We start from the raw sequence: 25,945 nt of genomic DNA, 5'->3' as shown, positions 1-25,945 counted from the left end.
ACTTTACACTAGGTCACTTCGAGTGCATGGTTACATCTGTACGTTGAAAAGGTTTCCGATTTTGTACACCACATCGTCGGTATCCGCATTAATGCTTGCCGCTTCGTTAATGCTGGAGATGCTCTCCAGCGCCTTGATGTCCGCATTGTAACCAATCGTGTAGATCGGCACTTTGTAGGTCTCGACCAGATCACGGATATCTTTCAGTGTATGGCCTTCGTTGGTCTCTCCATCACTCAGAACAAAGATCAACGGCTTCACATTGGGATCAGTCGCCATATAATCTTCCAGCATCTTCATCGCCACAACGATGCCATCAAAGGTTGCTGTACCGCCACCTGCTTGCAGGCTATCCACCGTACCCACAAACATGGATTGCTGGTTCGTATCATATTTGGCAATCGGCAGATTCACCGTTACTCCGCTAGAGTAGGAAACGAGTCCGATACTATTGTCTGTGCCCAGGAATTTCTGTCCCTTGCGCAATGATTCCTTGAGTCGGTTCAGCGGTTCGCCGGCCATGCTACCAGACACGTCGGTTACAAATACGGCTGCGATTGGTTTACTGCCGTTCTTTTTCTCTTTCCATACTTTCTGCGCAGACAGCAAGGTACCACCATCCACTGTTTTCAATTCAGATTTGTAATCCTGTAGTCCGTTGAATCCGAATTCCTCAGCCGACTGCTGATACTTCGCTTGGGTTACAAATTCGGCGTACTTCTTGATAATCTCCTGCTTGTTCTGCGGCAGTTGCCCCAGTGCATACAGCGGACTGTCATGTCTCACGCCAAAAGGGGTAAAGACGTATCCGCTTTTCAGATCTGCGGTGTTGACGTAAGTCTGGTATTCCAGTACAAAGGCGTCCAGTCGCCCTGACTTGGCTGCCTCACGCATCTGAATCGTTGTTGATGCTGTAAACGGTACATTGGCCTGGAACTTCTCAAAGCCCTGGATCGCCTTCTCTCCAAGCGGATTGGAACTGTCATACGTGTTCAGCGCAGTTACTAGAAAGTTCAATCCCGTGGAACTGGCAAACGGATCAGTATACCCCATTGCAAGCTCATTGTTGGCGATGGCTTCGGTCACGGTTTTTACATTCACAGAGCCGTACGTGTCGACCAGTGCATCATATTTTGCTTTGGAGATGACGATACCAGGAACATTCCCCACCAGTCTTTTGGACACCAGGTCTGTCTTTACACCGCTTGCGGCTACCATCTCGCCCCATAACTCATTCGAAGGGGTGTACGCATCAGGTACGTATTTGCCTGACTTGATATAATCGGCTGCCGTACCGGATGCGATATTGCGGATTTTTACCGATACCTGTTTGCCACCTACGGTAATGTTGGCCTTGTTGAATTCTTCACTCACCTCGGTTAACCAGCCATCCGCACCTGTACCTGCTTTCTCGATGGATGAAAAAATTTCTACATAATCATTCGTGGTATTCTCGACCGTCACTGGAAATTTGGAAATGTCCGGCAGTGATTCTGCCACATCGACCGGATCAAGATCAATCTGCCCCTTCACGGGTTCAGCCGTTGTCGGTGCAATGTCCGCATACAGTTTGCCTAGCTCTTTGCCTGCGTTCTCTGTGGTCACCTGTGTACTGGATTTACCAAAGTTCGATGTCAGCGTAATCCCTGCATATACCAGACCAAACACAAGTACCAACATCATGATCGATATGAAAAAAAATTTGCCCTTCTTCGCCATACGTACAACCCCTCACTGTCTGTATAATTTGGTGTGCTTGATTAATTGATCAATCTCCTGCATACAAGGCATCTGTTCGATATCTCCGGCTTCAAAGCTGTCCAGGCGGGAGATTTCCAGCATTAGCTGGTCGAGCTTCAAGAGGATTTCCTCATTGGTATGAAGCGAGTTTTTTACATAGCTCAGATAATCGTTATATACTTTAGTCTTTTCCTGGAAGAGCTTCTGGGGTAGTGTGGCGGATTTAGATTTCATCAGGTTGGCATACTCGGCTTCATCGAATACATTCAGTCGGTGAAGTACACTTCGGATGTTGAGGTATAACAGCTTCTCCACCTCAAGGGTGACGGAAGCAAATTTCTTGTAGCTCAGTTCCCCCGGATCAAAACGCTGATTCAGCACGTTCAGAAGGGTCTCTTTCTTTCTCTTCATACGGCTCAGTTGGGACAACCCCAGCGTAATATCCTCCTCCAGCACTTTAATACGTCGATAAAAGGATAACGCTTCCACATAATCTTCATGGGTTTCGATCTGTTTCACAGGCAAGACTACTGGCTGTCTGAACAATAAGGTGTAGCTTCCATAAAAGAGAGCAAGCACGCTGCCGAACAGACATGTCACCGAAAGCGCTGTTGTAAAGGCTCCCCCACTAAACCCCAGTCCGATGAATCCTGGCGAGAACAGCAGCACATCCATCACTACAACGCCGAAGATCAGTCCCAGCAGTTTTATGTACTTTATCATGTAAATCATCAGACCTCCTTTCACGTTATGTGCTGGACTTTTATGTCGATATTTTCCATTGGAACTTTATTTCATTGTACATGATGTTGTTGCATTCGGGTGGTTTAATATGGATATTCATAATATACGTGGCTTGGGCTTATCCCATCTCATCTTTACAGGGACAACGTGGAACCGATTTTGTAACCTCTGGAAATCGAGCCGTGTATGTGGAACAATCGGTGGGAGAAAAAGAAAAGTTATCAGGTAATACGTGGAAATGGATCGGGCGTGTCATTTTATATATCGGGCTTATTCGATAAAAAAAGAAAAACACCCCGACGCCAGCGCCGGAGTGATGATGATGTCGTATTCTTCTTACAAACTCCTTAAAGCCTGAATAAATTCCGAAGTGGAACCTCCAGTTCCGGATACAACATGGATTGAATCGTTTCTTGCTCGGTGAACAAATGACGGTTCTGATAACTGCCATCTTCCAATGTGTATACATGAACGGTCTGATTGCCAGGGTCAACAATCCAGTATTCATTCACACCATATTTCTGATACAGATTAAACTTTTCGTTAAAATCCTTCAGCGCAGTTGAAGGAGACAGCACTTCTATAATAAGAGACGGCGCACCTTGACAGCCATTCTTGGATATTTGGTCTTTGGAACAAACCACCGACAGATCCGGTTGTACCACATGATCAGGTACGTCATATTGTTCATTCTCGCTGAAATACACATCAAAGGGGACAACAAAAACGAAACATTTCCGATTCTGAAAAAAAGTACGCAAGGAGAAGTGCAGCTCACCCACAATAAACTGGTGTAATGAGGTGGGTGCTGGCGACATATTAAAAGGTTTCCCGTTAATTAATTCCCATGCCCCTTCCCATGTTAACCAATCCTGATAGCTATAAGTACCTTTATCATCGGGTTTTGCCACACTTCCAACCTCCTCTTTTACCTAATCCTTATTTTTGCTTTCATTATACCATTGTGTTCGCGCGTTTTCATACAATGCCTCTTTTTACGAAAAAACAGATTCCGCTTTGCTCCGGGTGGTGCGTACCTCTGTGACTTTCCCGGCGCAGCCCGTATCGCCCTTCGCCTGAAACGTCACCGTAACACTGTCTTTACCCGAAGTGACGGTCTCAGGGATATCATAGCTCACATAAAACACTTCACCGATCTTGTTCATATGAATTCGCTGCTCTCCGATGATGGTTCCATCCACGGTAATGCTGAATTGTCTGTCGTATAACGTACCTTCCCGATCAAACGGGGAATGATCCCCGCCCCAATAGCCCACGCACAGATAGTTGAATGTAGTCCGATCCACCCCCAGTTGGTAACTGAAGTAAGCCCCGCGGACGCCATAAGCCTCCCGCCACATATGCAGTTTGTTGCGGCTATCCGTGGTTGAACCGTTATGATGCTCCCCGCGGCAATTGCTATCCAGATGATGTCCAATTTCATCTTGCTGACCGTCCGGCTGAACCCTGTCGATGGTGATATCATTTAACTCCTTCTCCAGTGCATCCCCTTCATCGTTAAGCGGCCAATAGACTGTATAGAACTCATGATGCACATCATAGAAGGGAATCAGCTTCACCGGGTTGCCATCTGAGGTGACGTCCTTGCTGATCTCAAACGTCAACGTACTTGCATCCACCACCTTGATCCACTCGCGGATATCCTCCTGCTCTGTCCAGATCACAGGTACCGGTGCGGTTTTGGGATTCAGTGCCGTTTCGTCCACGATGGTATCCTCGGGCAGCCCTTCGCTTCCGAGTGCTCCTGCCAGTACAATCGGGCCGTACAGGAAGGCCACCTTGTGTGCATCATCCCGGGACGTGTATTGGTGGAGCGACATCGGCAGCGTGATCGTGATGACATCACCGGCGGTCCATGTGCGGTCGATGGAGAGATATCCGGGTTCCATCCGGGTATGCGGATGGCCCGAGTCCCCATTTACGGTTGCCGTCATGGGCTCCTGAAGCCAAGAGGGCACGCGTAGTTTAAGATTGGCCGAGGCGCTGCCTTCGGTGATCGTCAAGGTTACCTTTTCCGAATAAGGGAAATCGGTTTCAAGTTTCAGCGTTAATCCCTGGGATGCCCAGTCCAATCGGGAAGCGATATACAGGTTGACGTACAGATCCTGTTCATCCTCAAAATAGATCGCCTCGGCGTATTTGCCCGGGTTCTCCATGCCACTTCCTGTACAGCACCACCAGGCGGTGTCGTGCGTTCCATAGATTTTGTAGTGTCCTTGCAGAGTTGATGCAAAATACGTTTTGTTCCCCGTATCTGGGTCCTGTGCGCCCAGGATGTGGTTGTAGATAGCGTTCTCATAATAATCCATATAGGCACTGTCGTGGTTCCAGGCGTAGAGTTGTTTCGTCAAATGCAACATGTTGTGGGTACAGCAGCTCTCTCCGGTTTTGATGCCCAGACTTTCCATACCTTTGGCTTCATAATGCTCAGAAATACTCGTCGCACCAAATACGTAAGAACGATGATGAACCGTGGTATCCCAGAAAAACTCCGCCGCTGTCCGATAACTCTCATGGGTATGGTCCTGGTTGTAAATTTCGGCTGCACCGATGACTTTCGGGATTTGCGTATTGGCATGTTTGCCCTGAAGATCGTCCTGCTTGTATTCCAACGGTCTGAGAATCAATTGATGGGTGAACTTATTGGCTATCTCAAGATATAAGGCTTTGCCCGTGATCCCATACAAATGTGCAAATACTTCATTCATACCCCCGTGCTCGCTTTGAAGCATCGTCTGCATCTGCTCTTCTGTCATCGGCAGCAAACCTTCTACCGCCCAGTCAGCAAAACGTGTTACCACCTCAAGTGCCTGCTGATTCCCCGTTAGTTTATAAGCGTCAATGAGACCGCGGTAGATTTTGTGTACGCTGTACCAAGGCACCCAGTACTCACCGATGTTAAAGCCACCGATATTTTCCGCCCGAAAAGCCATGTGGAAAGGTTCTTCGGACAAACCGCCGATATAACCGCTACCTGTATGTTGTTGAATGGATGCAAGCTCACTGACGGCATAATCCAGAGTTTGTTTTAGCATTTCATTGCCTGTCGCCTGATAGGTTACAGCCAGGGCAGACAGATAATGTCCGAGAGAATGCCCACTGATGGTGCGTGCTTCCCAACCCGCGTAGCGTTCCTTTTTGGCAGGTAACCCGTGAACCTCAAAGCATGGCGCCAAAAAACGGTCAATGTCCAGCGATAACAAGTACCGTTCGCCCACCTGTTGTGATGTTTGAAAAACACCATTTAATAGATCCACATGCTCAGGTCCCAAAAAACCCTTCTTCGTTTCAATCATCAAGCTCACTCCTCCTTGGTATGTAGTCGAGATTTGGATATACTTTAGTGAATGTATAGAGGGTAAAATCCGTGTTGCGATTCATATGTTCCTTATGTCTAATTTCAGTATAAACCTTGAACATCCTCATATTATCAAATAAAATATAACTACATCAGACTCATAATCCAAGAAAAGGTGGAGAAATCCGACCTATGCAAAAGCCATTGGAACATTACCTGTGCGGCAAGTTCATATCCGAAGGCAACTGGAGCCACATCAAGCGCAGCATGCCTGTTCACGAGGTCATTTTGATGCTGGAAGGTGAGATGTACATTGCGGAGGAGGAAAAACCGTTTGTGGTTCGTGCAAACGATCTGCTGTTTCTGAGGGCTGGGCGCACCCATTATGGCTATCAGGTCAGCGATGCTCCCGTCAGCTTCTATTGGGTTCATTATGATTCGCTTGAGGAAGAGTTCGACCGCTATCCGACTCATGCGACCATTCAGGTTCCATCCACGGCTAATCAGCTGTTCAAGCAATTACTTCATAGTTCATCGTTCTCATCGGAAGAAGCGGATGCGGCATTGCTGCTGCTGCTCAAAGAACTGGAACGCAACACACAGGCAGACTATCGGCCCCACAATGCGGTCGTTGACCATATCTGCAAGTGGGTGGATATTCATCTCCACACAGACATTTCAGTGGGCAAAATTGCCGAGATTTTTAATTTTAACAAGGACTACATCTCCAAAATGGTGAAACGCGAGAAAGGCATTGGCCTCAAAACCTATATCCTTACGGAACGGATTCGCCGGGCCAAGCAGATGCTGCTCAATACCAATGCCAGTGTAAAAGAAATTGCAGGACAATGCGGTTTTTCGGATTACAAACTCTTCCTGCGCATGTTCAAACAATACGAGGGCAATACACCAACCGAATATCGTAACAATCTGTACTCCACACAGCTCAATCGCTTATGAAGCTTGTAATATACAAACATTGGATGTGCTTGTGGTTTGTGCAGATACATTAACCTATAGAATTTCATGAGTCATCTATAAAACATTTGAATAAATCTAAATACATCGGGTGTGTTAAAATTCAAGACAACGATATCTCTCAGCAAACCCATATCAGAAGGAGTATTTGAGATGACAACGGCAGTAACGATTCATCCCGCTACAGAAGCTGACCATGATGAGATTGTACATATTCTCGTTGAAAGTTACTCCGAGTATCGGGACACGTTCCAACAAGAGGAACAATGGCAACATTATTTGAAAGATATTCGAGAATCGCCGAGCAACCCTTATATCAAACAACTATGGGTTGCCAAAATCGATAATCAGATTGTCGGAACGGTTCAATTGTTTGAAACCGCACATAAGGCATACCCGAACTTCGAGTTGCCCATTGATTATCCGTTTATTCGCTTGTTAGGCGTTGATCCGAAGTGGAGAGGTCACGGCATTGCCAGAGAATTGCTTCAACAATGTGTTGAATCTGCCAAAGACATGGGCAAAAATACGGTGTATTTATATACGGGTGGCCAAATGGTCAACGCGATCCGGTTATACGAACGTTTCGGTTTTGTAGAGGACGCGGAATTCAGTTCCGAGAGTACTGGAGGCAAAGCGATCTGCTACCGTTACGATGCATAAGGATGGCAGAAGGTAGAAAGCGAGAACAGCGAATATAACCAAAGTAAGGTGTAATTAATACATAAAGGGGTGTCCCCTACGTCATAAGCATGACGGGGACACCCCTTTTGAACCGAGAAAAAATACGGTCAGAATAGCCTCAAAGTTTAACCGCTGATTTCCACCAGAATCTTCGCATGGCTCTTGTCTGTCATCAACAGCTCAAGCCCTTCCTGTACGATGTCGTCCAGCTTGATCTTTTTGGTGATCACCTGTTTCACATCAAGTGCTCCCTCAGCAATCAAGGAGATGACTTCAGGGAAGATATGGCGGTAGGCCAGCGTTGCTGTCAGATTCGCTTCTTTCACGAGCAGGTCGAGGAAATTCACCTGTAAAGGATTCGGAATAGCTGCGATGACAACAACTTCTTCTCCACCTTTTTTGACCACGGCTACGGCACTGTCCATCGTTGGCTGTACACCAGCCGCTTCATACGCCACGTCGATGCCACCCGATTGTTGCACAATCACTTCAGTTGCATTGACTTTGGCACTATTGACCGGAATTGCACCCAGCTTGGCTGCCAGATTTAAGCGCTCTTCGAACACGTCTACCGCATAGATTTCGGAGGCACCTGCTGCTTTGGCTGACAGGATCGTCAACAGTCCAATCGGCCCTGCGCCATACACGGCAACCTTCTGTCCCACTTTCAGTTTACTGTGGCGAACGCATGAAAAGTCACTGCCGTAGGCTCAACCAAGGCGCCCTCTTCAAAGGATACATCTCCATTGAAGAGAAAGGGTCCATGGAAATTATTGAGGATATCCGCAACAACAGAACCCATTTGGGCTTCATCGCCATCTACACCAAACAATTGCGGCAATTCGATGGACTTCATTTCAGCCCCATGTATTCGGGCAAACTGGTGGTATGCACTCATCATCTGTCTGAACTTGCCAAGCACAGCCGCATTACACCTGATCAATTAAAAGAACATAAACTCGCACTCTATCGGGACGGTTTCATCGAAGACTTCATCCAGGAGTTCACCTATGATCATGGACCTCTATCCATCCTGTTCAAAACGAATAATTCAGAAGCCATCAGCACGGTGTTACGGAACAATATTGCTGCAACTATTGGTCACGACTTCTCCTTTCACCAACATCCGTTGTGGAAAGAAGGCATCGTGAAGATGGTAGAGATTACTGCAATTGATCAGCCCGAAATGCAGATTGGCTTCGTGCAGACGGAATTCAAGGAAGCTGCCGTAGCCGCAGAAAGGTTCGCCCAACGTTTTAGACAGGCCATTGAGCTGGGTCATCTGTAATGGTTGAAATACCAAAAAAGTGCTCCACACTTTGAAGGAAGTTTTGGATGAGCATCCACTTCTCAAAGAACGGAACACTTTTTTGCCTTCACAGTCGCACAACACCCTATATTCTATACTCTTTTCTAACTACCTCTTGCGTTACTTTTGCTACACTTTACTCTCTTAACTATACTTCCACTTTTCTCACAGCTTCGCTCATCTCGTTTGTCTGCTGCTCCAGCATCGTGGAGGTCTGCGCCACCCTGTTGAACATGGCCGACTGCTCACGCATCAGGCGATAGATTTCATCCGAATGATCCGACACCCCGACTGAGATCTGGGAGATGGTGTTGACCGAGGCTGCCGCCTCTTCTGAACCTGCCGAGATTTCCTCTGCTGCTGCGGAGACTTCCTGAATGCGACGGGTCACCAGTTGGAACGCATCAACCACATGAGAGAATGCTTGCTCCGCTTCTGCTGTAATCGTAACACCTTGTCCAATCTCCTGTGCGGTAACCCCCATCTGGGAGCCAATCTGCTGCGATTCTTGTTGAATGCGAAACAGCAGATCTGAGATTCGTTCCATGGAAGTACTAGAGGCTTCTGCAAGCTTCCGAACTTCGTCCGCCACAACCGCAAAACCTTTGCCATGTTCTCCCGCATGCGCTGCTTCGATGGACGCGTTAAGCGCGAGCAGCTTCGTCTGACTTGCAAAATCACGAACCGTATGCAGTGCACCACCAATTTCCTGGGAGTAGTTGTTCAGCACCTGAACCATCCCTACAACCTCACCTGAAACAACCGAGATGCTCTCCATCTGTTTTTTCATCAGTGTCATGCTTTGTTTGCCGGACTCAGCCGTAGCAAGTGCACTAGATGCGGAATCCGATACAATCATCGAGGATTCGGATATATCTGTTATACCTTTTGCAATCTCTTCCATCGCATTCGCGCTATCGTTTGCACCCTGCTTCTGAGTATGGGCCCCTTGCCTAATCTGTTCGACAGATTGGTCAACCGTCTTGCTCATCTCAAGCATCTCTTCAGTACTGCGATTAAATTCTTTAATCGATTCTGATAAAATATCTGTTGTTACTGCTACACCTTCAACCATGTCACTCACAATCTTATTCAAGTTCCCGGACATATGTATCATCGCTTGGTAAGTCGTTCCAATCTCATCTTTGCTCCGCAAACGATATGACGTCAGAATTCGGTTGGCTTCTGCAAGTTCACCCTGTGCCATTCTCTCGACACTGGCCTTCAGCGGTTGAAGTGGACGCAGCCCCCTTACGATAACCCACATGACAATGACAATACCTGCAAGTGTGATCAATAACAACAAAGCATAGAAGAGAATACTCGATTTCATAATATCGGTCTGAATGTTTCCAATAACCGATACTGCCGTGTCGATTCCAATCACACCTGCCAGGTTACCATTACTGTCCAGCATGGGAGCATAAGAAGATATATAGTCGCCATACTCCTCATTGTTAATAATCGAGGAACTGGCTTTTTCTCCTTTTAACAACTTTTGCACAGCTTCTGCCGGGATATCCGTCACTTCATTAATCGGTGAGGCTTTAGCCGTATCCTTCATACCATCCACCATAATGAGGGGTGTACCTTTGTCATCTATTTTGACGAAATATACATACATTGCACCAATCCGTTCGCGAAAATCATCCAATTCATCACGAATCTTCAGGAACTCGTCATTCTCCTCGGGGTCCTTGGCAAACTCAGCATACGATGCGGTATCCAGCTTGTTCACATAACTCTGAGCAATTTGGATATTGTAACTCGAGATGGCCTCCTGCGCAGCTAGCTTCATATTGGCCACCTGTAACAGCATGCTACCAACGGCTATAATCGTAATGACCAGTGTAACTACGGCAACAATACTACTACCAAACGTTTTCTAAAAAAACCGACCATCCGCTCCTCTTCCTCTCCCGTGAACCCAAGCCTTTTTGCCTAGGCACTACCCAAAAACGACATGCTTGAAGCACTAAGTATGGGAAAATAGTAAACGAATATGTCGAATTAGGCAAGAAAATATTGGATTGCAAGATAACGCTATCATGACTGTGTTAGCCTAACTTTTGCACAAAAGTTGATACAAAAACACCGACAGTCCTCGACTGACGATGTTTTGAACTACAATTTACCGTTAACTCAAGCGAAGTTTGAGCTTAAAATTTGTCTACCACAGCCCCCAAAGTTACACCTCTCACATAAGGCTGTCCACTTAACACTTGGAGTTCTTTTGCTGTTCCTGTAAGCACTACTCCCAAAATACGAATATCACTCTCCTCAGGTTTGGACTTGTCTTTTTTTAAATAATTGTATATCCGGTTGAACTCGTACTGATATTGTCCTTTCAGTTGAACTCCCTGTTCCAAGGCTTCCAAGAAAGTTTTCTCACTCACTTCACTTGAATCGGGGTCCGAGTTCCCAAAGCCTTTTACCCAACCTTCTGGGTCCGGTGTTGCGTAACTCTTATTTCCATTGCCATCGATGTACGGATCATAAAATGCTTTGTTATCATACGTATCCACCCAATACCATGTCTGGGTTAACTCGGGAGGAAGCAGCTGCTTCACCTCTTTTAAAGAATAATCTTTGTCAAAGGATACTGCCATTTCTACAAGCTTATCTTGATTCGTTTCTTGAAGTAAGGGAAGATCATTCAGAACTTTATCATTATAATTTACTTTGGGAATGTAAAATAACATTTCTCTCTGCCCATTTAATCCATTGTAGCTACGTGTATACTCATAGCCTTGTTTTTTCATGTTCTCATCCTGCAACGAAACAGATGGTGACGTATTCCCCCCAAAGGAAACAAAGTTAAGAAAGGGAAACACTTGATAATTGATTTTTTTATCCGCCCAAGGGATGGGTACGCCCTCTATCACTTTAACGGTATAATACTGAAAGGTGCCATTCAGGAAACCGCTGTAATTGACCTGTCCTGTCTGCTTTGCATCGGGTCCACTAATGAGGTTCATGATCTGCTCGCTATGGTCTGCACGACTGTAACTCCAGCTTGTCAAATATTGATTGCCCAGCATTACTCCACAAAACGCGATTAAAGATACCAGGAGGGAAATCACAACTGTACGAATCGTCGTTGCCCTCTTTGCTTTCCTGACCATCTTGCTTATATTCACTGAATCACTCTCTTTATGTTGTCCGTTCATTTTATCTCACTCCTATACCTCTTTTTAAACTGCTGCCTCGCCTGATATAACGACGATTTGACATGTTCGGTCCGCATCCCGAGCAAATTCGCTATTTCTTGGTATGAAAGCTCCATCTCATATTTCATAATTAGAAGCTGCTTATGCAGTGGAGCAAGCTGACTGAGAACAGCCTCCACTTCCTCTTTCTTTTCCTGTTGTAGCAGAGCATCTTCAGGCAGTTTAGAATCCGGTATTTCCATGTCGTCTATCGGTACGGTATTCCATTTTTTGCGACGGCAAAGATCATAATAGCGGTTAATAGCAACTTTATACAGCCATGCACTTAGCTTGTCATTTTCAATTGAGTCTATATATAGAAAAGCTTTATAGACAGTCTCCTGCAATATATCCTCTGCATCAGCCGGATAAGCGCCAAGTCTAATCAAATAATGCCGGATTTCAGTTAGCTTTGGCTGTAACAATTCATTGATTTGTCCGGCGTCCATGCTTCACCACCTTTCACAGGTATAACGGACAGACATCTGAAATGTTAGAAGTTCCGAGAAAAATTTTCTTAATCCGATATTCTGTTAATTGTGTTTCGATGAAACGGGTACACTTATATACAAAGAAAAACCCCGACATAAACGTCAGAGTTTAGTTAATATTGTTAGGTTTAAGTTTGATTTTGTGGGTGATCACCCTTCATTTGTTCAATTTAAGTATCTTTTCAAACACTACTTTTATAGTGTCATCTATGAGAATAGTAAGACCTTCGACTTCAACCTCACTATTTTTTTACGAAACTTTTCACTGATAATTGTCAGTTTATCGCTCATGATTGTCTTCTTAAACTTATCCTGTTCTGTTTATATGGCTCAGATTATCGAGATCCGGATTCAGCACTGGGTAGCCCCTCTCTAAACAATTACATGAAACAAGATTTAATTTTATTTTCGATATCAATGTCCATACCGTAAACTTCAAAATACGAAGTATCAAATGGACGAATTTCTAACTCTGCCTCAGGATGTTGTAATCCTTCACTTTCTTCTGTTTCCGGTAATGTATTGGTATTCCATGCAATTTCTTTACCTTTCCTAATCCCGATGAACACTCCCGAATGGAACTGCACTATCTCTTCTGCTTTTTTAATCAGTTCATCTGTACTTAGGATTTCTGAATATGGTTTTGGGAACAATACTTCAGATGGTTGGTTACTGCTACCAAACACATCAAAAGCATACCAAGTAAAATTGGAAGTTTCATGTCGAATACAGGCTAGTATTTGAACAAGTTGTTTTCCCAAACAACCTATCTCACTTTGGAAATGCTCCCCACTTAATCTAAGAATAAATGTAGGTCTTTTAAGATAATTGTCCTCCAACTTTCCCACCTCCATTACTTAAAACTCCATGAGCCATCTTGAAAGACTGAAGGATGGTCATGTGGATTGGTATGATTCTGCGGACGACCATGGTCAGTCCAATCTGTACGTTTCACTGGAACACCATTCTCCCCCCACTCAAGGGTTTGGATATAATCCCCTTTTCTACCTTTTTGCCACCCAATCTGTGTATGAGGATTCATTGATTCAGGCACATGAACAGTTCCATTTATCATTTTTCCGTCTGTTCTAGGAAGAGGCATGATATTACCGCTAGCGTCCTTTGGAACATACTTTGGTGTTCGAGTTTCACCCGTCCCCTTACTAATCTCCTTCTCCACAAATCCAGAAAATTTTGAGGATTCTCTAGCCTTTTTACTTTTGGCAATGTTTTCAGTGACTCGCAAGCGTTGATCTTGAAAACCATTAAAGCCCCCCGTTATATTTCCTGTTCCGGGACGGGAAAAGGAATTGATTCTCGCTCCCCCTCCTGTAGATGTTAATAGATTATGTGGTTTAATCATTGAAGAAGCATAACCCCCTCCAACCATTAGCCCTCCCATACCGATCATATTCGCCCAGTGTTCACTGGACCAGGCATTGGTAGGAAAGGTGGCTTCACGGATCGTACCATGAATACCGAATGTAAGCCAATTGGCCGTATCATTGGGGGAATTGAATGCTTTATCCGCCCTGTCTACATAGCCCTGAACCAGACCACTAGGGATGCCGAATGTCCAATAATCCAAAAAACCGCCTACACTATCATATCGCTTCTGATATCGATCATCCGCAGATTGTATAAAGGCTTGTCCCAATTCGACCAAACTGTCGGCAGATTTCTGAAAAGCATTACGTGTATCAGCTGCTGGTGCCCTGCATTCATCCGGCGGTGGTGCTGCACAGCTTGGATCATAGGATTGCAGAGCTTGCTGATCTGCAAGTCTGAATTTCTCTGCATGCCCTTGAAGCTCTTTGGCAATGGACAGAGATAATGAAACAAAGTTATCCATGACCTTCTGCGCCACTATAAAATCATAATAAAACTTCTCCTTCGTGCTGCCATCCCACTGTCTTTCGATTTCGAATAAGTGTTGTTTCAGGATGCTGTTCATCTGAAAAACCTGGTGTTGGGCTGCTTCAAACTGTCTAGAGACGGATAACAGTTGTTCCGGGGTTACTTTTATCGTTGTCATGTGGTACCTCGTTAAAAAAAATATTCGTTGTTATATGAATCCAAAGAAGTAATCTGATTTATGTAAGATTCAAACGTACCTCTGGCCCTTTATTATAAAAGGAGCTCAGGTAATTTCGTAGCTACTCGCGATTTATTTATCTAGTTCGTATTACCCTTAATTCATCCATAATATAACAGTCCTATTTCAAACCTGCCCCCATTAAACCTCCTTCTTTCCAATAAAAAACACCTCAGCGCGAACGCTGAGATGTCTTGTTACTGCACATCTATTAAGATACTTCTACAAATACTAAACTGTCCGTCCATTCCTCTTCCTGAATCGGATCAGAGACCAGATAATCAGCACAGCAAGAACAGACAAGCAGATGCCAATGCTGAAACGATTGCCTTCATCGAACACAAACATCACTGCAATCACACTGAGACACAGTACCACCGCTCCAGTGATATAAGGAAATCCCCAGACTTTAAATGTCGGTTGAACTGGATATTTCTTCCGCAGTTTCAGCTGTGAAGACGCGATACATATCCACACAAGCATCACCACAAACCCCGGAACCGCCAGCAATATGCGGAACAGCTGATCCTGCGCGAACAATCCCAACATGGAACCTCCAAGCAAGACTACGGCACATACCAACAGTGTGTTAATCGGGCTACCGTTGCGATTTATTTGTGACAATGCTTTGGGGGCTTCTCCCCCCATCGCCATGGAGTGCATCATCCGGGATGCACCGTAAATGCCGGAATTTGCAGCAGACAGAACCGCTGTCACCAGAATAAAGTTCATAATATGGGCGGCTCCCGGGAGTCCCGTAGAGTTAAGTACTTGCACAAACGGACTGCTCTCCGGCCCCAGTTCATTCCACGGAATCAAACCACAGATGATAAGAATCGGTAACGTGAAGAACAAGATAATTCTCAACATAAAGTTACCCACAATCTTGGGCATCACCTTGTCTGCATTTTCCGTTTCGGTCAGTGTCAAACCAATCAACTCCGAGCCTCCATAAGAGAACATGACAACCAGCAATGCCGAGAAGATGGATGACCATCCATTAGGCAAGAAGCCGCCGGCTTGTGTGTAATTTTGCAGATAAGGCGTGTTGTCACTTGGAATAATCCCAAAGATCAGACCCGCTCCGAGGATAATAAAAATAATAATCATGGCGATTTTAATGCCTGCCAACCAAAATTCAAATTCCCCAAACACGCCTACACTAAGTAAATTAATCAGAATAATAAACACCGCGCACGCCAGACTCAGCATCCATAGCGGCACTTCCGCGAACCAATACTGCAAAAAGCTGCCTGCGGCAATCACCTCAATCACACAAACCGATAACCAGAGGAAACAATACATCCATCCCATGATAAAGGAAACTCTGCTGCCGAATGCTTCCTGCACAAAATCCTTCATATTTTTGTTCTTGTACACCGTGGCCATCTCCGCCATCGCAGCCATGACGACCAGCAGCAATAATCCTGCAAAAATGTAAGTTACAATGACTCCCGGACCTGCAAGTCCGATTGTTTCGGCGCTTCCTTTAAAGATCCCGGTTCCAATGACACCGCCCATCGCCATAAAGCTGATGTGTCTTGGTTTAAGTTTTTTCTGTAGTGTTCCTTCTGTCTGAGCCAATTCAAGTCCTCCTGATGTCAAAAACGTCTGTAATCTTCTTTGTTTTCATAAACATAATTTCCAGTATACCCTATTGTTCATGTATCAGCCCAGAAGTTCCTTATGGCCAATGCATCCCAAGTATATGGTGTCATAATCTATTTTTATACCCCACAATAGAATGAAGCAATCTGTTTACAACCCAAGTGACCATACCATACCCTATCCCATATATCATCCATGCGTCTGTATTTTCTCGAAGTGTAGACCAATCACTGGCGATAAACAACATCGGTAGCATAAAGGAAACACCCAGTGCCACCCGAACTTTAAGCCACTCCCGATAGTAACTGCATGCCCCAAGTACAACAGCAATGATGGGACATAGAACAAAGACAGCATAAAGGGGATTCACATCATCAAACCACCAATATAACATGACTTACTTCCTCCATTCTCTTCATAACATGATCCATCACCGCAAGTCATTTGACTTCATTCTACTCGTCATTCCTGTTTCATTATGTATGATTTGTTGCAGTTTTCACTTGGAGCGACTTGAATCGAATGATGCAAAATGCGGATGCCAAAAAACCATCAACCTGTATTAACAGAAAGATGGTTTCTATCTTATCAATATACTCTTTTTTCTTGAGATCCGATTACAATTCCTTTGTCATAAACGCACTGTTCGGGTCCAATATATAATCTGCGAAAGGTTCGCAGTACTCAAATCCGAAGTCTTCATATAGCTTCCGCGCCGCAATAAATGAATCCATCGAGCCCGTCTCCAGACTGATTCGCTTGTAGCCACGGTCTGTGGCGACATTCATAATATGTGCCAAAAGCTGTCTTGCTACGCCTTTTCTCAGATGAGCCGAAGCGGTACGCATTGACTTCAATTCTGCATGTTCCGGATTCAGTTCTTTCATTGCACCGCAGCCCAACAGGTCATGCGCTTCCCATGCACACCAGAATGTAATTTCAGGCTTCTTCAGTCCATTCAGATTTAACGCATGGATACTTTCCGGCGGCGAATCGGCTGCCATGCCTTGCAAATGCTCTGCAATTAATGCCTTTACTTGGATTCCGCTCAAATCATCCACTTTGATCTCCAAACATACCACTCCTGTCGACATTATTAATGTATCTATCACTGAATGTATATCGATAATTCTATATTACTACCATGTCAGGTTTCCTGACAACTACTTATACCCACTGAAATACTCTATTGTGATTCACCTATAATTTCCAGTATGATGAAGCTATCTGATGCCAAAGGAGACCCCTATGACACTAACGACGGATAACTTGTTTTATAGCAAACGATTAAAGATGACCCCGCCCCGTGCGGAAGACGTGCAGACGATGCTTCGATGGAACGAAGATCCAGAGTATTTACGAAATGTCGATACCGACATTGCCGTCCCCTATTCGGAAAAACAGTTGGAAGATGAGGGCGAAACGAAGAACAAGGAAGTGTACTTCAGACTGCGAACGCATGAAGAGGATACACTGATTGGCTTTGTCGTCATTCATAGTATTGAATGGAACAACCGTTGTGGGCAGCTTGCGATCGGTATTGGACTTGCCGAACATCGCAACCAAGGGTACGGAACCGAAGCGTTGAATCTTATGTTGCGTTACGCCTTTCATGAACTGAATCTGGATCGGGTAGGTCTGGACGTCATCGCATATAATGCCAAAGCAATCCGTTCCTATGAGAAGGCCGGTTTTCAGTTGGAGGGTCGGGCACGTTCAGCTGTATATCGCGATGGTAGGCGCTATGACCGCCTGATGATGGGAATTTTAAAACCGGAATGGGAAGCACACAATCAGATTCATACGGAGGAGGAACAAGCATGACCATGAATGCAGAAGTCACTGAGTTTATTGAACAGATCCAGGTGCCCTGGCAAGTTCAAGTCGCTGAACAATTGCGGCAGTTGGTGCATGATTCCATCCCTGACGTGCAGGAACGCATGCAGTATAAGAAACCTCATCTTTTGAAAAACGGAAAATACGCTGCAGTCATCTCACCATCCAAACAGGCCGTGTCCTTCACCATCTTTAATGCAACCGGACTTGATCTGCCAGATGGCATATTCGAAGGCCCGGAAGAACGCAAAACGATCAAAATTAAAGAAAAAGATACACCGGACTATGAGTGGCTGGCTCAACTTCTGAAGCAAGCATCTGCGGAATTGTAGAAAGAGTAGTGAGAATCATACGAATAGGTAGCAACTCGGGTGCGGGTGCTAACGAATCATACACACCTTATTTTGAGGGTACACTGGCATTTGATATTTTAACGAATCTCACCAGTCTTATGATTGAAAAGCCCCACGGTATTCTTCGAAAAACCTTGCATATGAGAGAACTAGCGTGTCTGCGATTCGTTAGAACACTACACTGATGCAAATTAGTCCAATAAGACGCGTTGAGTTCGTTAAACGCTTTAAAAGGCCAACCCGAGGTATCTCTGGTTGACCTTACGGAATATGTGGCTGACTGCCGTAGACATGTCTCAATGCATCCTGCGCCGGATACAAGGAGCATTCCGTTTAGTGCAAAACTTACGGGATGCCCCTTTTTGTTATATGCTGCTACTGTCATCACAACCTACACAGCCTGCTAAATCATAAGATAATGGCTTGATCATCAAGATTGCTGGTATGATACCGCAGTCATCTGACACGGCTCACAAATGAACATGTAATACATGCCATCCCCGTATTCCTCAACCTCGCTCCAGTCCAGTTGTCCAACAGCCCTCATCCTCGAAGAGCAGCATGGACAATTCGGATACTCCGCGTCCTGAACCCATCCGGGATGACCGCCAATCTGGGATGTAGAAGGCTCCATCGCCCACTCACTGGCATGGAACGCATGACGTGATGCAGTCGCAATTCGAAACTGCCGGCCTGCATCCGGTGCGAGCTTAACATAGTCGTCCGGGACAATCTCACCCACTCCCATCGGCATCACATTATGCGAACTCCAGAACGCTTCACCTGCTGAATCCATCTCCATATAAACTACGCCATAACAGCTGCATATAACGCAAGTCTGGACTTGAAGTTGCTCACTGTTCCAAGAAACGTCCTGCAATGCTGGATGCCGTACATCCAGATGAATTAAGGTCGTTAAAGCACTGCCACACCACTCACAGCTATTGGAGCTGGTCAACAGCATGGGGATCTGATCCCCAGTGGATGCCACAGTTGTCCCTTCATTCTCTTTTACTTTATATAGTGAATAACTTGGGGTAGTGAATAATTCCCTGTGCTGCCCGTCCTTCGTGAGCTCCCAGCCAGCTTCAGTGGTGTAATGCTCTGGTGTCACGTACAACTCGCTCGTCCAGGATGGCGGAGACTGTCTCCACTGCCAGAACTGCTGCACGACAACGTCATCGCCGATATAAGCAAGCATGAGCAATATATTGTTCCGATTCTCATCATCCGTGTTCACCTGTTGCAGCAGACGATCACGCACTTCCGTAGAAGCACTTTTATACAAAATTACAGGGTAATAAATCTTGTGCTCCAACAGTTCAGGAATCTGTGCAGACAACGAGATATCATGGTAACAGACCAAATATACCAGGATATCTTTGCCCGTATCCGCGTCCCCGTTACGAATAAGCTCCATCGCATAGTCTACTGTCCGCTCCTGTTGCTTCGCAGTCAAGGACAGAAATACCTGCTCTTTGGAATGTTTATAGGCGATGTAATTAATCAGCGGATCGTGGGCATGGCGTGTATGCATGATCTTGATAATCTCAACCGGATCAGTTACACCCTCATATAAGTTCACATCACGCCGATTCGCTTCCATGTATCTTTGATGCGCCTCCCGTTCCATCTCTTGCACACAAGGCATGCAGTATCCACCTGTTCTGGCAGCCGTTGCTGGCAGAATGGTATTTGGACACCCGTCTCGTACACATGGAATACGTTCTGTCATCCACGAACCTCCTTACCGTCTATAATCAAGAGTTAAACATTCATAGCATGTAGCCCGCTTCAAAGGACATACAGTCGTCATGCCACACAAAACACGCCACAACGTGACGTGCTTGTCTCATGTCCATATATTCATTACTCGTAACTTATTAAAAAAACAGATCAGTGATGTCCTAATTGGTCCTTAGTGAATTCATAAAAGGCAAGAGCATCTTCACTGCTGGCAAAGCCTGCCTGAGCCATTTTTTCACTGCCTCCACCTTTGCCCTGGTAAGCACCGAGATTACCTTTGAAGAAAGGTCCACAAGCCCATTCGGGCGGCTGTCCGTTCTGTGCCAGAACGACTTTGGCCTCCGAGATGCTGGCAAAGAGCACAAGTCCCTCATGGTCTGCCGTCAGCTTGGTTGCCAGGCTCTGCATATCCTTGAGCGATTTGTCTTCAAAAACCTGGGCAATGACCAGTCCTTGCCGAGCAGCCAAAAGCTCTTGTGCATAATACGTATCATTGGTGGTTTTGACCGCATTCAGCTCGGTTTGCAGCTGTTTTTGTTCGAGATCCATTTTCTCAATGCGCTCCAGTAACTCGTTCTTACTGGTCTTTAATTTAGCCGAGATGTTATTGAGTACGTTTTGTGCGGCTGTGAATTCATTCAGCGCCCTTGCTCCACATTTAAAATAAATGCGGGTGCTACCCTTCACTTTTTCGGTTTTCAACAGTTTGATGATGCCGATCTCGCCTGTTGCTGACACATGGGTCCCGCCGCAGGCGTTATACTCCACACCCTCAATCTCCACAATGCGGATGTCTTCCGTTACCGTAGGCTGCTTCACCAATGGTAGACGTGCCGCCTCCTCAGCATTAACCCATGAACTGTTGACGGGAGCGTTACGATAGATCTGGCGATTGACCTCTTGTTCAATGGCAGTCAGTTGATCGGTGCTGAGTTCCGCCGCAGCCACATCAATCGTCACATAATCGGTTCCGAGGTGAAAACTGAGCGTCATCGCATCAGTCAGTTTCAGCGTAATTGCCGATAATAAATGCTGTCCGGTATGTTGCTGCATAAGATCGAATCTTCGTTCCCAGTCAAGCTCACAGTGCACTTCATTCTGTTCTGGTGCACGCTCCAGCTTATGTAGCACCTCACCGTCCTCAGTGATCACATCAAGCACCGCAATACCGCCGATCTGCCCGAGATCACAAGGCTGTCCACCCCCATGCGGATAAAAAGCCGTTTCCGCCAGTGTGACATATGCGCCGTCTTCCTTGTCCACTCTGCCTGTAATCGTTGTATGCCACTCTCTGGTATAAGCAGAGTCATAATAGTTTTTTTGTGTCATTGATGATCCCGATCCCTTCTCGTTCAAATGGCTGCTTAACGATCTACACCTACTCTCCAGATTACACTATCTGGAACCGCCAAGCCAATTTATGGCATACAAGATCGCTTTCCATATCTAAAAGACCGCCCTGTGAGCGAAAATGCCTTTTGATCGAGAATGACCATTTTAACAAACAACTTTTTAATAAGCCTTGTAACTAATAGATCGCTATCGGCCCATAAGGACCATCAATAATTTCAATTTTCGTTTCAAAAATATCTGTTAAAATTTCTGGGTCCATCACTTCTTCTACTGTTCCAAAAGCGGCGATTTGACCATCTTTCATAGCACAAATTCGATCCGAATATTTGGCCGCAAAATTGATATCATGCATAACAGTCAGAATGGTTCTTCCAAATTCATTAGCGGCATATCTCAAATGCTCCATCATCCGAACAGAACGAGCAACATCAAGGTTGTTCAGAGGCTCGTCCAAAAGTACGTATTCCGTCTCTTGGCACAAAACCATTGCAACATAGGCTCTTTGCCTCTGACCACCAGAAAGCTCATCTAAATATCTATTTTCCAGATCAGTCAAGTCTAGAAAATCAATATATTTAGAAATAATAGCTTCATCTTCATCCGTTAATCTTCCCTTGGAATAAGGAAAACGTCCAAATCCAGCAAGTTGTCTAACTGTAAGCCTTGTGACAAAATGATTTTCTTGTCGTAAAACAGTTACAATTTTGGCCAGGTCGCTTGATTTAGATGTGGAAACATCCATATTGGCAACCTTAATTTGACCTTCGTCCAAATCCAAAAGTCTTCCGATCATTAGAAGTGTCGTCGACTTACCCGCACCGTTGGGTCCAATTAAAGAAGTAAGACCGGCTTTTGGAATATTAATATTCAAAGGGCCTATCTCTACCTCGGCTGCATATGACTTTTTGACATTATTGATCTGTATCATAAAGAACCCTTCCTTAAAATCACAATTAAAAATGTTAGTCCGCCAACCAATTCTATAATAATGGAAACAACACCTTGGGCATTGAAAACATGATTCATAATAAAGTATGCACCGGTTAAGATCACAAAACCTATAGCAAGAGCCATTGGGAAAACATATCTGTGATCATAGGTTTGCGCTGCCTGATAACTCAAAATGGCAACTAAAAATCCATAGAATGTAAGTGGTCCAACCAAAGCCGTTGAAATGGCCATCAAAATGGAAACCAGAACCAGCGTATAAATCACACTACTTTGATGTTTAGTTCCCAAGGAAGTCGAGACATCCTTACCAAGCGACAATACATTTAACCTCTTGGCATTAGCAAGCAGAAGGATTGCTGCAATGATGACAATTGGAATCGCAATCGGGAAATAGGCAGAATCCGCATTATTCACGGAAGCAAACAATCTTGCCTGTAAAATATCAAACTCGGACGGTGCAAGAAGTCTTCTCATAAACGAAGATACGGATCTCAGCCCAGTTCCTATAATAATTCCAACTAGAAGCAGAAGTTGTAAATTGCCGTATTTTCCGGAAAGCAGCCATCCATAAAGGATTAAACACATGATGACCATTGCAGCAACTTGATATAAAAAGGAATCAACACCGCTAAAATTCACAAATACCGTAGCACCAAGGAAAAATATAGTACTCGTATGAATGGTTGAATAAATAGCTTCAAAACCTAAAAGTGACGGAGTTATAATTCTGTTATTCGTAATCGATTGAAAAGCAACCGTGGATAAACTTTGGCAAATTGCAGCGATAAGCATTGAAACCAGAGCGACTACCCTTCTTGTAACAACAGGTATGAAAGAAGGAGAAGATACCGGGACCGGATTGTTATAAACCAGTAGTCCAACCGATGAAAAAACGCCCAAAACAATCAATGTTATCAGCAAAATCCAATAACGCTTTTCTTCTTTCTTGGTACGGAAGGCTCTAGCTGATCTTTTTTTAGGACGACGGCTAGAATCGATTTCGATATTTAGTGGATTTCTACTTGCTAATTCGCTCATCTTAGCCTCCTTGTTGACCTCCTTTGTCTTAACAAAATGACAATAAATACGACTGCACCCACTGTTCCAAGGATCATGGAGACAGGTATTTCAAAAGGCATGATAATGACTCGAGACAGGATGTCACACACAATGATGGTGCCCATCCCTAATAAGCACACCCATGGCAAATTGCTCCTGAGATCGTCACCTCTAAACATCGAAACGATATTGGGGACAATTAACCCTAGAAAAGGCAAGTTCCCAATGACAGCTGCAACGATTCCAACGGCTAGAGAAATAAGAGCAGTACCGAAAAGAATGATCCTGTCATAGTTTACTCCAAGACTGGTAGCGACATCTTCCCCTAATCCGGCTAAGGTCAACCGATCAGCAAAAACAAAAATAAGAATAGTAACCAATATAATGAGCCATAAATATTCATACCTGCCAATTTGAACAGATGAAAAGGAGCCTGCAAACCAGCTTTCGATATTTTGAGTCATTTGGAATACAAGCCCAACGAAAGTTGAAAATGCAGAAATGACTGCTCCAAGCATCATCCCAATAATGGGGACAACTAAAGACGAACGAAGTTTAACTTTCTTTAGAAACATAAAAAAAATCATCGTTCCTATAAAAGAAAAAATGATTGCGCCGGTCATTCTTAGCGTTAAACTCGGGGCAGGAAAGACCAGATAAATAAACATGATCCCCAGACCTGACCATTCCATTGTTCCTGTTGTGGTCGGTTCCACCAAGCGATTCTGTGTAATAAGCTGCATGACCAGTCCCGCCATTGCCATTGCGGCACCGGTAAGCATTAATGCAACAGTTCTTGGGACACGAGTGATGAAGAACATCTCCATTCCATCCGCTTGTCCTCGTATGTCATAGACTCCAATAAGCAGTGATGTAATGCCTAAAATAATTGTGGCTATAATCGCAATTATAAAAGGTATGGTCCATAACTTCTTGTGATTATGACGCTGGGGTTGAGAATTCTCAACCCCGGCTATTTTCGGTATTAAATTTTTCACCACTGCAGTATACTCCTTTTTACTGTTTAGCTAAAGCTTTCGTAAGGTTGTTAATCAACTCCAAGAAAGTTTCGATGGATTCATTAGTGTACGTATCGTTTGGAGCATAGACCAATTGCTTTTTAGTAATAGCAGTGGTGTTTTGCAGAGCAGGTGAGTTATCAATAACGTCCTGAGCCGGAACCGAACCTTCTTCAGCAGATACAGCTGCATCACGATCCAGTACGAAAATCCAATCCGGATTGCTTTGGGCGATCGCTTCAACAGAAATATCATCACCTTGATGATCAGAAGAAGATTTGTCAACTTCTAGCGCCGGAACCCAGCCGAAAATGTCATACAATGGTCCCCACACACGGCCAGAAAGGGGAGCCGAAAAACCGATGTTTCCACCAGAAACGACGACACTCATAATTTTATCTTCACCATTATAAGCGGCCTTAGCTTCTTCAATAGCTTTATCAAAATCAGCAATTAATTGGGTAGCCTCTTCTTGCTTTTCGAAAATTTTAGCTAGATTGGTTGTTGCACCTTTAAGACCATTAACAAAGTTTTCTCCAGGTGCTGCTGTTTCTTCAAGCTCAATATTAAGGTCAATAACTGCTGCATTAGGCACTAATTTTTTAATATCTTCATAGTAGCCAGCAAATCTTTGACCAACAATGACAAGGTCAGGCTGTATAGATGCCAATAGTTCAAGATTTGGTTCGCGATGATTTCCAATATTTTGTACCGATTCATCCGCCACATATGGTGAATCCGCAGGCATTACATCCTTCGGCGCTGCTGCTAATTTAACGCCCCAAGTGGACAGAGTCTCAAATGTTCTGTTATCCAGAGCAACGACCTTCGTTGGATTTACAGGAACAGTTACCGTTCCATGAGCATCCGTAATTTCAACTGTTTTAGCTGTAGCAGCATCGGAAGTTGCAGCCTCTGTATTAGCAGTACCAGAAGTAGCAGGTTCATTACTTGAACATGCTGCCAACACCAAAGTTAAAGCTGCAACCATGATAAACATTAATTTTGAAGAAATAGACTTTCTCATTTAATTTATATCCCCCTAGATTAGAAAATTTTTACTCACGCGCACAGTATTGTATTGGATAAAATCAGTATCATGTTATCTCCTCAGGCGTGATTTAGAGAATAATCTTAACTCCTTTTCATTGTAGTGCTGAGTGATAATACCAACAAATGATAGTGATAATCAATATCAATAGGTTATATTATACCAAGTTAGAAGGCATTTTCAACAACCTAATGGTTTTAATTCATGGCGAATTTATGAACCGAAATATAGCTGTATTCACCTGTTTATTCTAAAATCGCGGAGTATCTCTAATTTCTACTCTCCTCTTGGTATTCCATCATATGTATAGACCTAAAAAAGGCACACATAACGACGCCGGAGAACCGACGCCATTACCTGTGTCACTTTCTGCATATTGGCTGAACGTTTACTGAATCAT

24 protein-coding genes are annotated in these 25,945 nt (G+C 44.6%); 5 read left to right on the top strand and 19 right to left on the bottom strand.

Going from position 1 to position 25,945, the window contains the following annotated elements; translation table 11 throughout:
- Window positions 1-30: 30 nt before the first annotated feature.
- The 4 genes from ACR32F_RS04575 to ACR32F_RS04560 all read right to left on the bottom strand — a co-directional run bounded on the left by ACR32F_RS04575 (window position 31) and on the right by ACR32F_RS04560 (window position 5,801).
- Entirely contained in the window at window positions 31-1,719 is a 1,689-nt protein-coding gene (locus ACR32F_RS04575; RefSeq protein ID WP_440116578.1) for a VWA domain-containing protein, read from the bottom strand.
- Between the two features lie 12 nt (window positions 1,720-1,731).
- Window positions 1,732-2,463: a hypothetical protein gene (locus tag ACR32F_RS04570; protein ID WP_440116576.1), complete on the bottom strand. Its 732-nt coding sequence runs from the start codon at window positions 2,461-2,463 to the stop codon at window positions 1,732-1,734.
- Window positions 2,464-2,831: 368 nt separating this feature from the next.
- Entirely contained in the window at window positions 2,832-3,395 is a 564-nt protein-coding gene (locus tag ACR32F_RS04565) for a Uma2 family endonuclease (RefSeq protein WP_440116574.1), read from the bottom strand.
- Window positions 3,396-3,479: 84 nt separating this feature from the next.
- Complete coding sequence (locus tag ACR32F_RS04560) at window positions 3,480-5,801, bottom strand: beta-L-arabinofuranosidase domain-containing protein (RefSeq protein WP_440116572.1); 2,322 nt, start codon at window positions 5,799-5,801, stop codon at window positions 3,480-3,482.
- A 194-nt stretch (window positions 5,802-5,995) separates the two neighbouring features.
- On the opposite strand from ACR32F_RS04560, the gene ACR32F_RS04555 reads away from it, so the two are divergent.
- Both ACR32F_RS04555 and ACR32F_RS04550 read left to right on the top strand, forming a co-directional pair.
- Window positions 5,996-6,763 carry an AraC family transcriptional regulator gene (locus tag ACR32F_RS04555; protein ID WP_440116570.1) on the top strand — a complete coding sequence of 256 codons (768 nt, stop codon included), beginning with the start codon at window positions 5,996-5,998 and terminating at the stop codon, window positions 6,761-6,763.
- 171 nt (window positions 6,764-6,934) lie between these two features.
- Window positions 6,935-7,444, top strand: coding sequence for a GNAT family N-acetyltransferase (locus tag ACR32F_RS04550; protein ID WP_440116567.1), 510 nt, complete (start codon window positions 6,935-6,937; stop codon window positions 7,442-7,444).
- Window positions 7,445-7,590: 146 nt separating this feature from the next.
- Here the strand turns inward: ACR32F_RS04550 and ACR32F_RS04545 are convergent, their stop codons facing one another.
- Window positions 7,591-8,112, bottom strand: a complete 522-nt coding sequence (locus ACR32F_RS04545) for a zinc-binding dehydrogenase (RefSeq protein WP_440116565.1) — start codon at window positions 8,110-8,112, stop codon at window positions 7,591-7,593.
- A gap of 116 nt (window positions 8,113-8,228) precedes the next feature.
- Here ACR32F_RS04545 and ACR32F_RS04540 point away from each other — a divergent pair, with 116 nt between their 5' ends.
- A complete protein-coding gene (locus ACR32F_RS04540; protein ID WP_440116563.1) occupies window positions 8,229-8,753 on the top strand; it encodes a LysR substrate-binding domain-containing protein in 525 nt (174 codons plus the stop codon).
- 169 nt (window positions 8,754-8,922) lie between these two features.
- Here ACR32F_RS04540 and ACR32F_RS04535 read toward each other — a convergent pair whose 3' ends face one another.
- The 8 genes from ACR32F_RS04535 to ACR32F_RS04500 all read right to left on the bottom strand — a co-directional run bounded on the left by ACR32F_RS04535 (window position 8,923) and on the right by ACR32F_RS04500 (window position 17,250).
- Entirely contained in the window at window positions 8,923-10,572 is a 1,650-nt protein-coding gene (locus ACR32F_RS04535) for a methyl-accepting chemotaxis protein (RefSeq protein ID WP_440116561.1), read from the bottom strand.
- Window positions 10,573-10,933: 361 nt separating this feature from the next.
- Window positions 10,934-11,944 carry an anti sigma factor C-terminal domain-containing protein gene (locus tag ACR32F_RS04530; RefSeq protein WP_440116559.1) on the bottom strand — a complete coding sequence of 337 codons (1,011 nt, stop codon included), beginning with the start codon at window positions 11,942-11,944 and terminating at the stop codon, window positions 10,934-10,936.
- Window positions 11,941-12,432: an RNA polymerase sigma factor gene (locus ACR32F_RS04525; protein WP_440116557.1), complete on the bottom strand. Its 492-nt coding sequence runs from the start codon at window positions 12,430-12,432 to the stop codon at window positions 11,941-11,943. The genes ACR32F_RS04530 and ACR32F_RS04525 overlap by 4 nt, the downstream gene beginning before the upstream one ends.
- 422 nt (window positions 12,433-12,854) lie before the next feature.
- Entirely contained in the window at window positions 12,855-13,328 is a 474-nt protein-coding gene (locus tag ACR32F_RS04520) for a hypothetical protein (RefSeq protein WP_440116555.1), read from the bottom strand.
- The gene (locus tag ACR32F_RS04515) at window positions 13,328-14,509 is read right to left on the bottom strand and encodes a WXG100 family type VII secretion target (protein ID WP_440116553.1); all 1,182 of its coding nucleotides are present in this window, start codon (window positions 14,507-14,509) and stop codon (window positions 13,328-13,330) included. Before ACR32F_RS04515 ends, ACR32F_RS04520 begins: the two co-directional genes overlap by 1 nt.
- A 291-nt stretch (window positions 14,510-14,800) precedes the next feature.
- Window positions 14,801-16,153 (bottom strand): amino acid permease, encoded by a 1,353-nt coding sequence (locus ACR32F_RS04510; protein WP_440116551.1) that lies wholly within the window; start codon window positions 16,151-16,153, stop codon window positions 14,801-14,803.
- Between the two features lie 130 nt (window positions 16,154-16,283).
- Window positions 16,284-16,571, bottom strand: a complete 288-nt coding sequence (locus ACR32F_RS04505) for a hypothetical protein (RefSeq protein ID WP_440116549.1) — start codon at window positions 16,569-16,571, stop codon at window positions 16,284-16,286.
- 223 nt (window positions 16,572-16,794) lie between these two features.
- A complete protein-coding gene (locus tag ACR32F_RS04500; RefSeq protein ID WP_440116547.1) occupies window positions 16,795-17,250 on the bottom strand; it encodes a GNAT family N-acetyltransferase in 456 nt (151 codons plus the stop codon).
- A 175-nt stretch (window positions 17,251-17,425) separates the two neighbouring features.
- On the opposite strand from ACR32F_RS04500, the gene ACR32F_RS04495 reads away from it, so the two are divergent.
- Window positions 17,426-18,001, top strand: coding sequence for a GNAT family N-acetyltransferase (locus tag ACR32F_RS04495; RefSeq protein ID WP_440116545.1), 576 nt, complete (start codon window positions 17,426-17,428; stop codon window positions 17,999-18,001).
- A gap of 2 nt (window positions 18,002-18,003) precedes the next feature.
- Entirely contained in the window at window positions 18,004-18,345 is a 342-nt protein-coding gene (locus tag ACR32F_RS04490; RefSeq protein WP_440119685.1) for a DUF1801 domain-containing protein, read from the top strand.
- A 451-nt stretch (window positions 18,346-18,796) separates the two neighbouring features.
- Here ACR32F_RS04490 and ACR32F_RS04485 read toward each other — a convergent pair whose 3' ends face one another.
- The 6 genes from ACR32F_RS04485 to ACR32F_RS04460 all read right to left on the bottom strand — a co-directional run bounded on the left by ACR32F_RS04485 (window position 18,797) and on the right by ACR32F_RS04460 (window position 25,521).
- Window positions 18,797-20,101: a DUF1963 domain-containing protein gene (locus ACR32F_RS04485; protein ID WP_440116543.1), complete on the bottom strand. Its 1,305-nt coding sequence runs from the start codon at window positions 20,099-20,101 to the stop codon at window positions 18,797-18,799.
- 161 nt (window positions 20,102-20,262) lie between these two features.
- Window positions 20,263-21,441, bottom strand: coding sequence for an alanyl-tRNA editing protein (locus ACR32F_RS04480; RefSeq protein ID WP_440116541.1), 1,179 nt, complete (start codon window positions 21,439-21,441; stop codon window positions 20,263-20,265).
- Window positions 21,442-21,640: 199 nt separating this feature from the next.
- Window positions 21,641-22,393, bottom strand: coding sequence for an iron ABC transporter ATP-binding protein (locus ACR32F_RS04475; protein WP_440116538.1), 753 nt, complete (start codon window positions 22,391-22,393; stop codon window positions 21,641-21,643).
- A complete protein-coding gene (locus ACR32F_RS04470; RefSeq protein WP_440116536.1) occupies window positions 22,390-23,454 on the bottom strand; it encodes an iron chelate uptake ABC transporter family permease subunit in 1,065 nt (354 codons plus the stop codon). The genes ACR32F_RS04475 and ACR32F_RS04470 overlap by 4 nt, the downstream gene beginning before the upstream one ends.
- A complete protein-coding gene (locus ACR32F_RS04465) occupies window positions 23,451-24,461 on the bottom strand; it encodes an ABC transporter permease (protein ID WP_440119683.1) in 1,011 nt (336 codons plus the stop codon). Before ACR32F_RS04465 ends, ACR32F_RS04470 begins: the two co-directional genes overlap by 4 nt.
- A 31-nt stretch (window positions 24,462-24,492) precedes the next feature.
- Complete coding sequence (locus ACR32F_RS04460) at window positions 24,493-25,521, bottom strand: siderophore ABC transporter substrate-binding protein (RefSeq protein WP_440116534.1); 1,029 nt, start codon at window positions 25,519-25,521, stop codon at window positions 24,493-24,495.
- Between the last annotated feature and the right edge of the window lie 424 nt (window positions 25,522-25,945).

The organism is Paenibacillus hebaui (genome assembly GCF_051934385.1).
GTDB lineage: Bacteria > Bacillota > Bacilli > Paenibacillales > Paenibacillaceae > Paenibacillus.
This window is presented reverse-complemented; position numbering and strand designations above follow the sequence as displayed.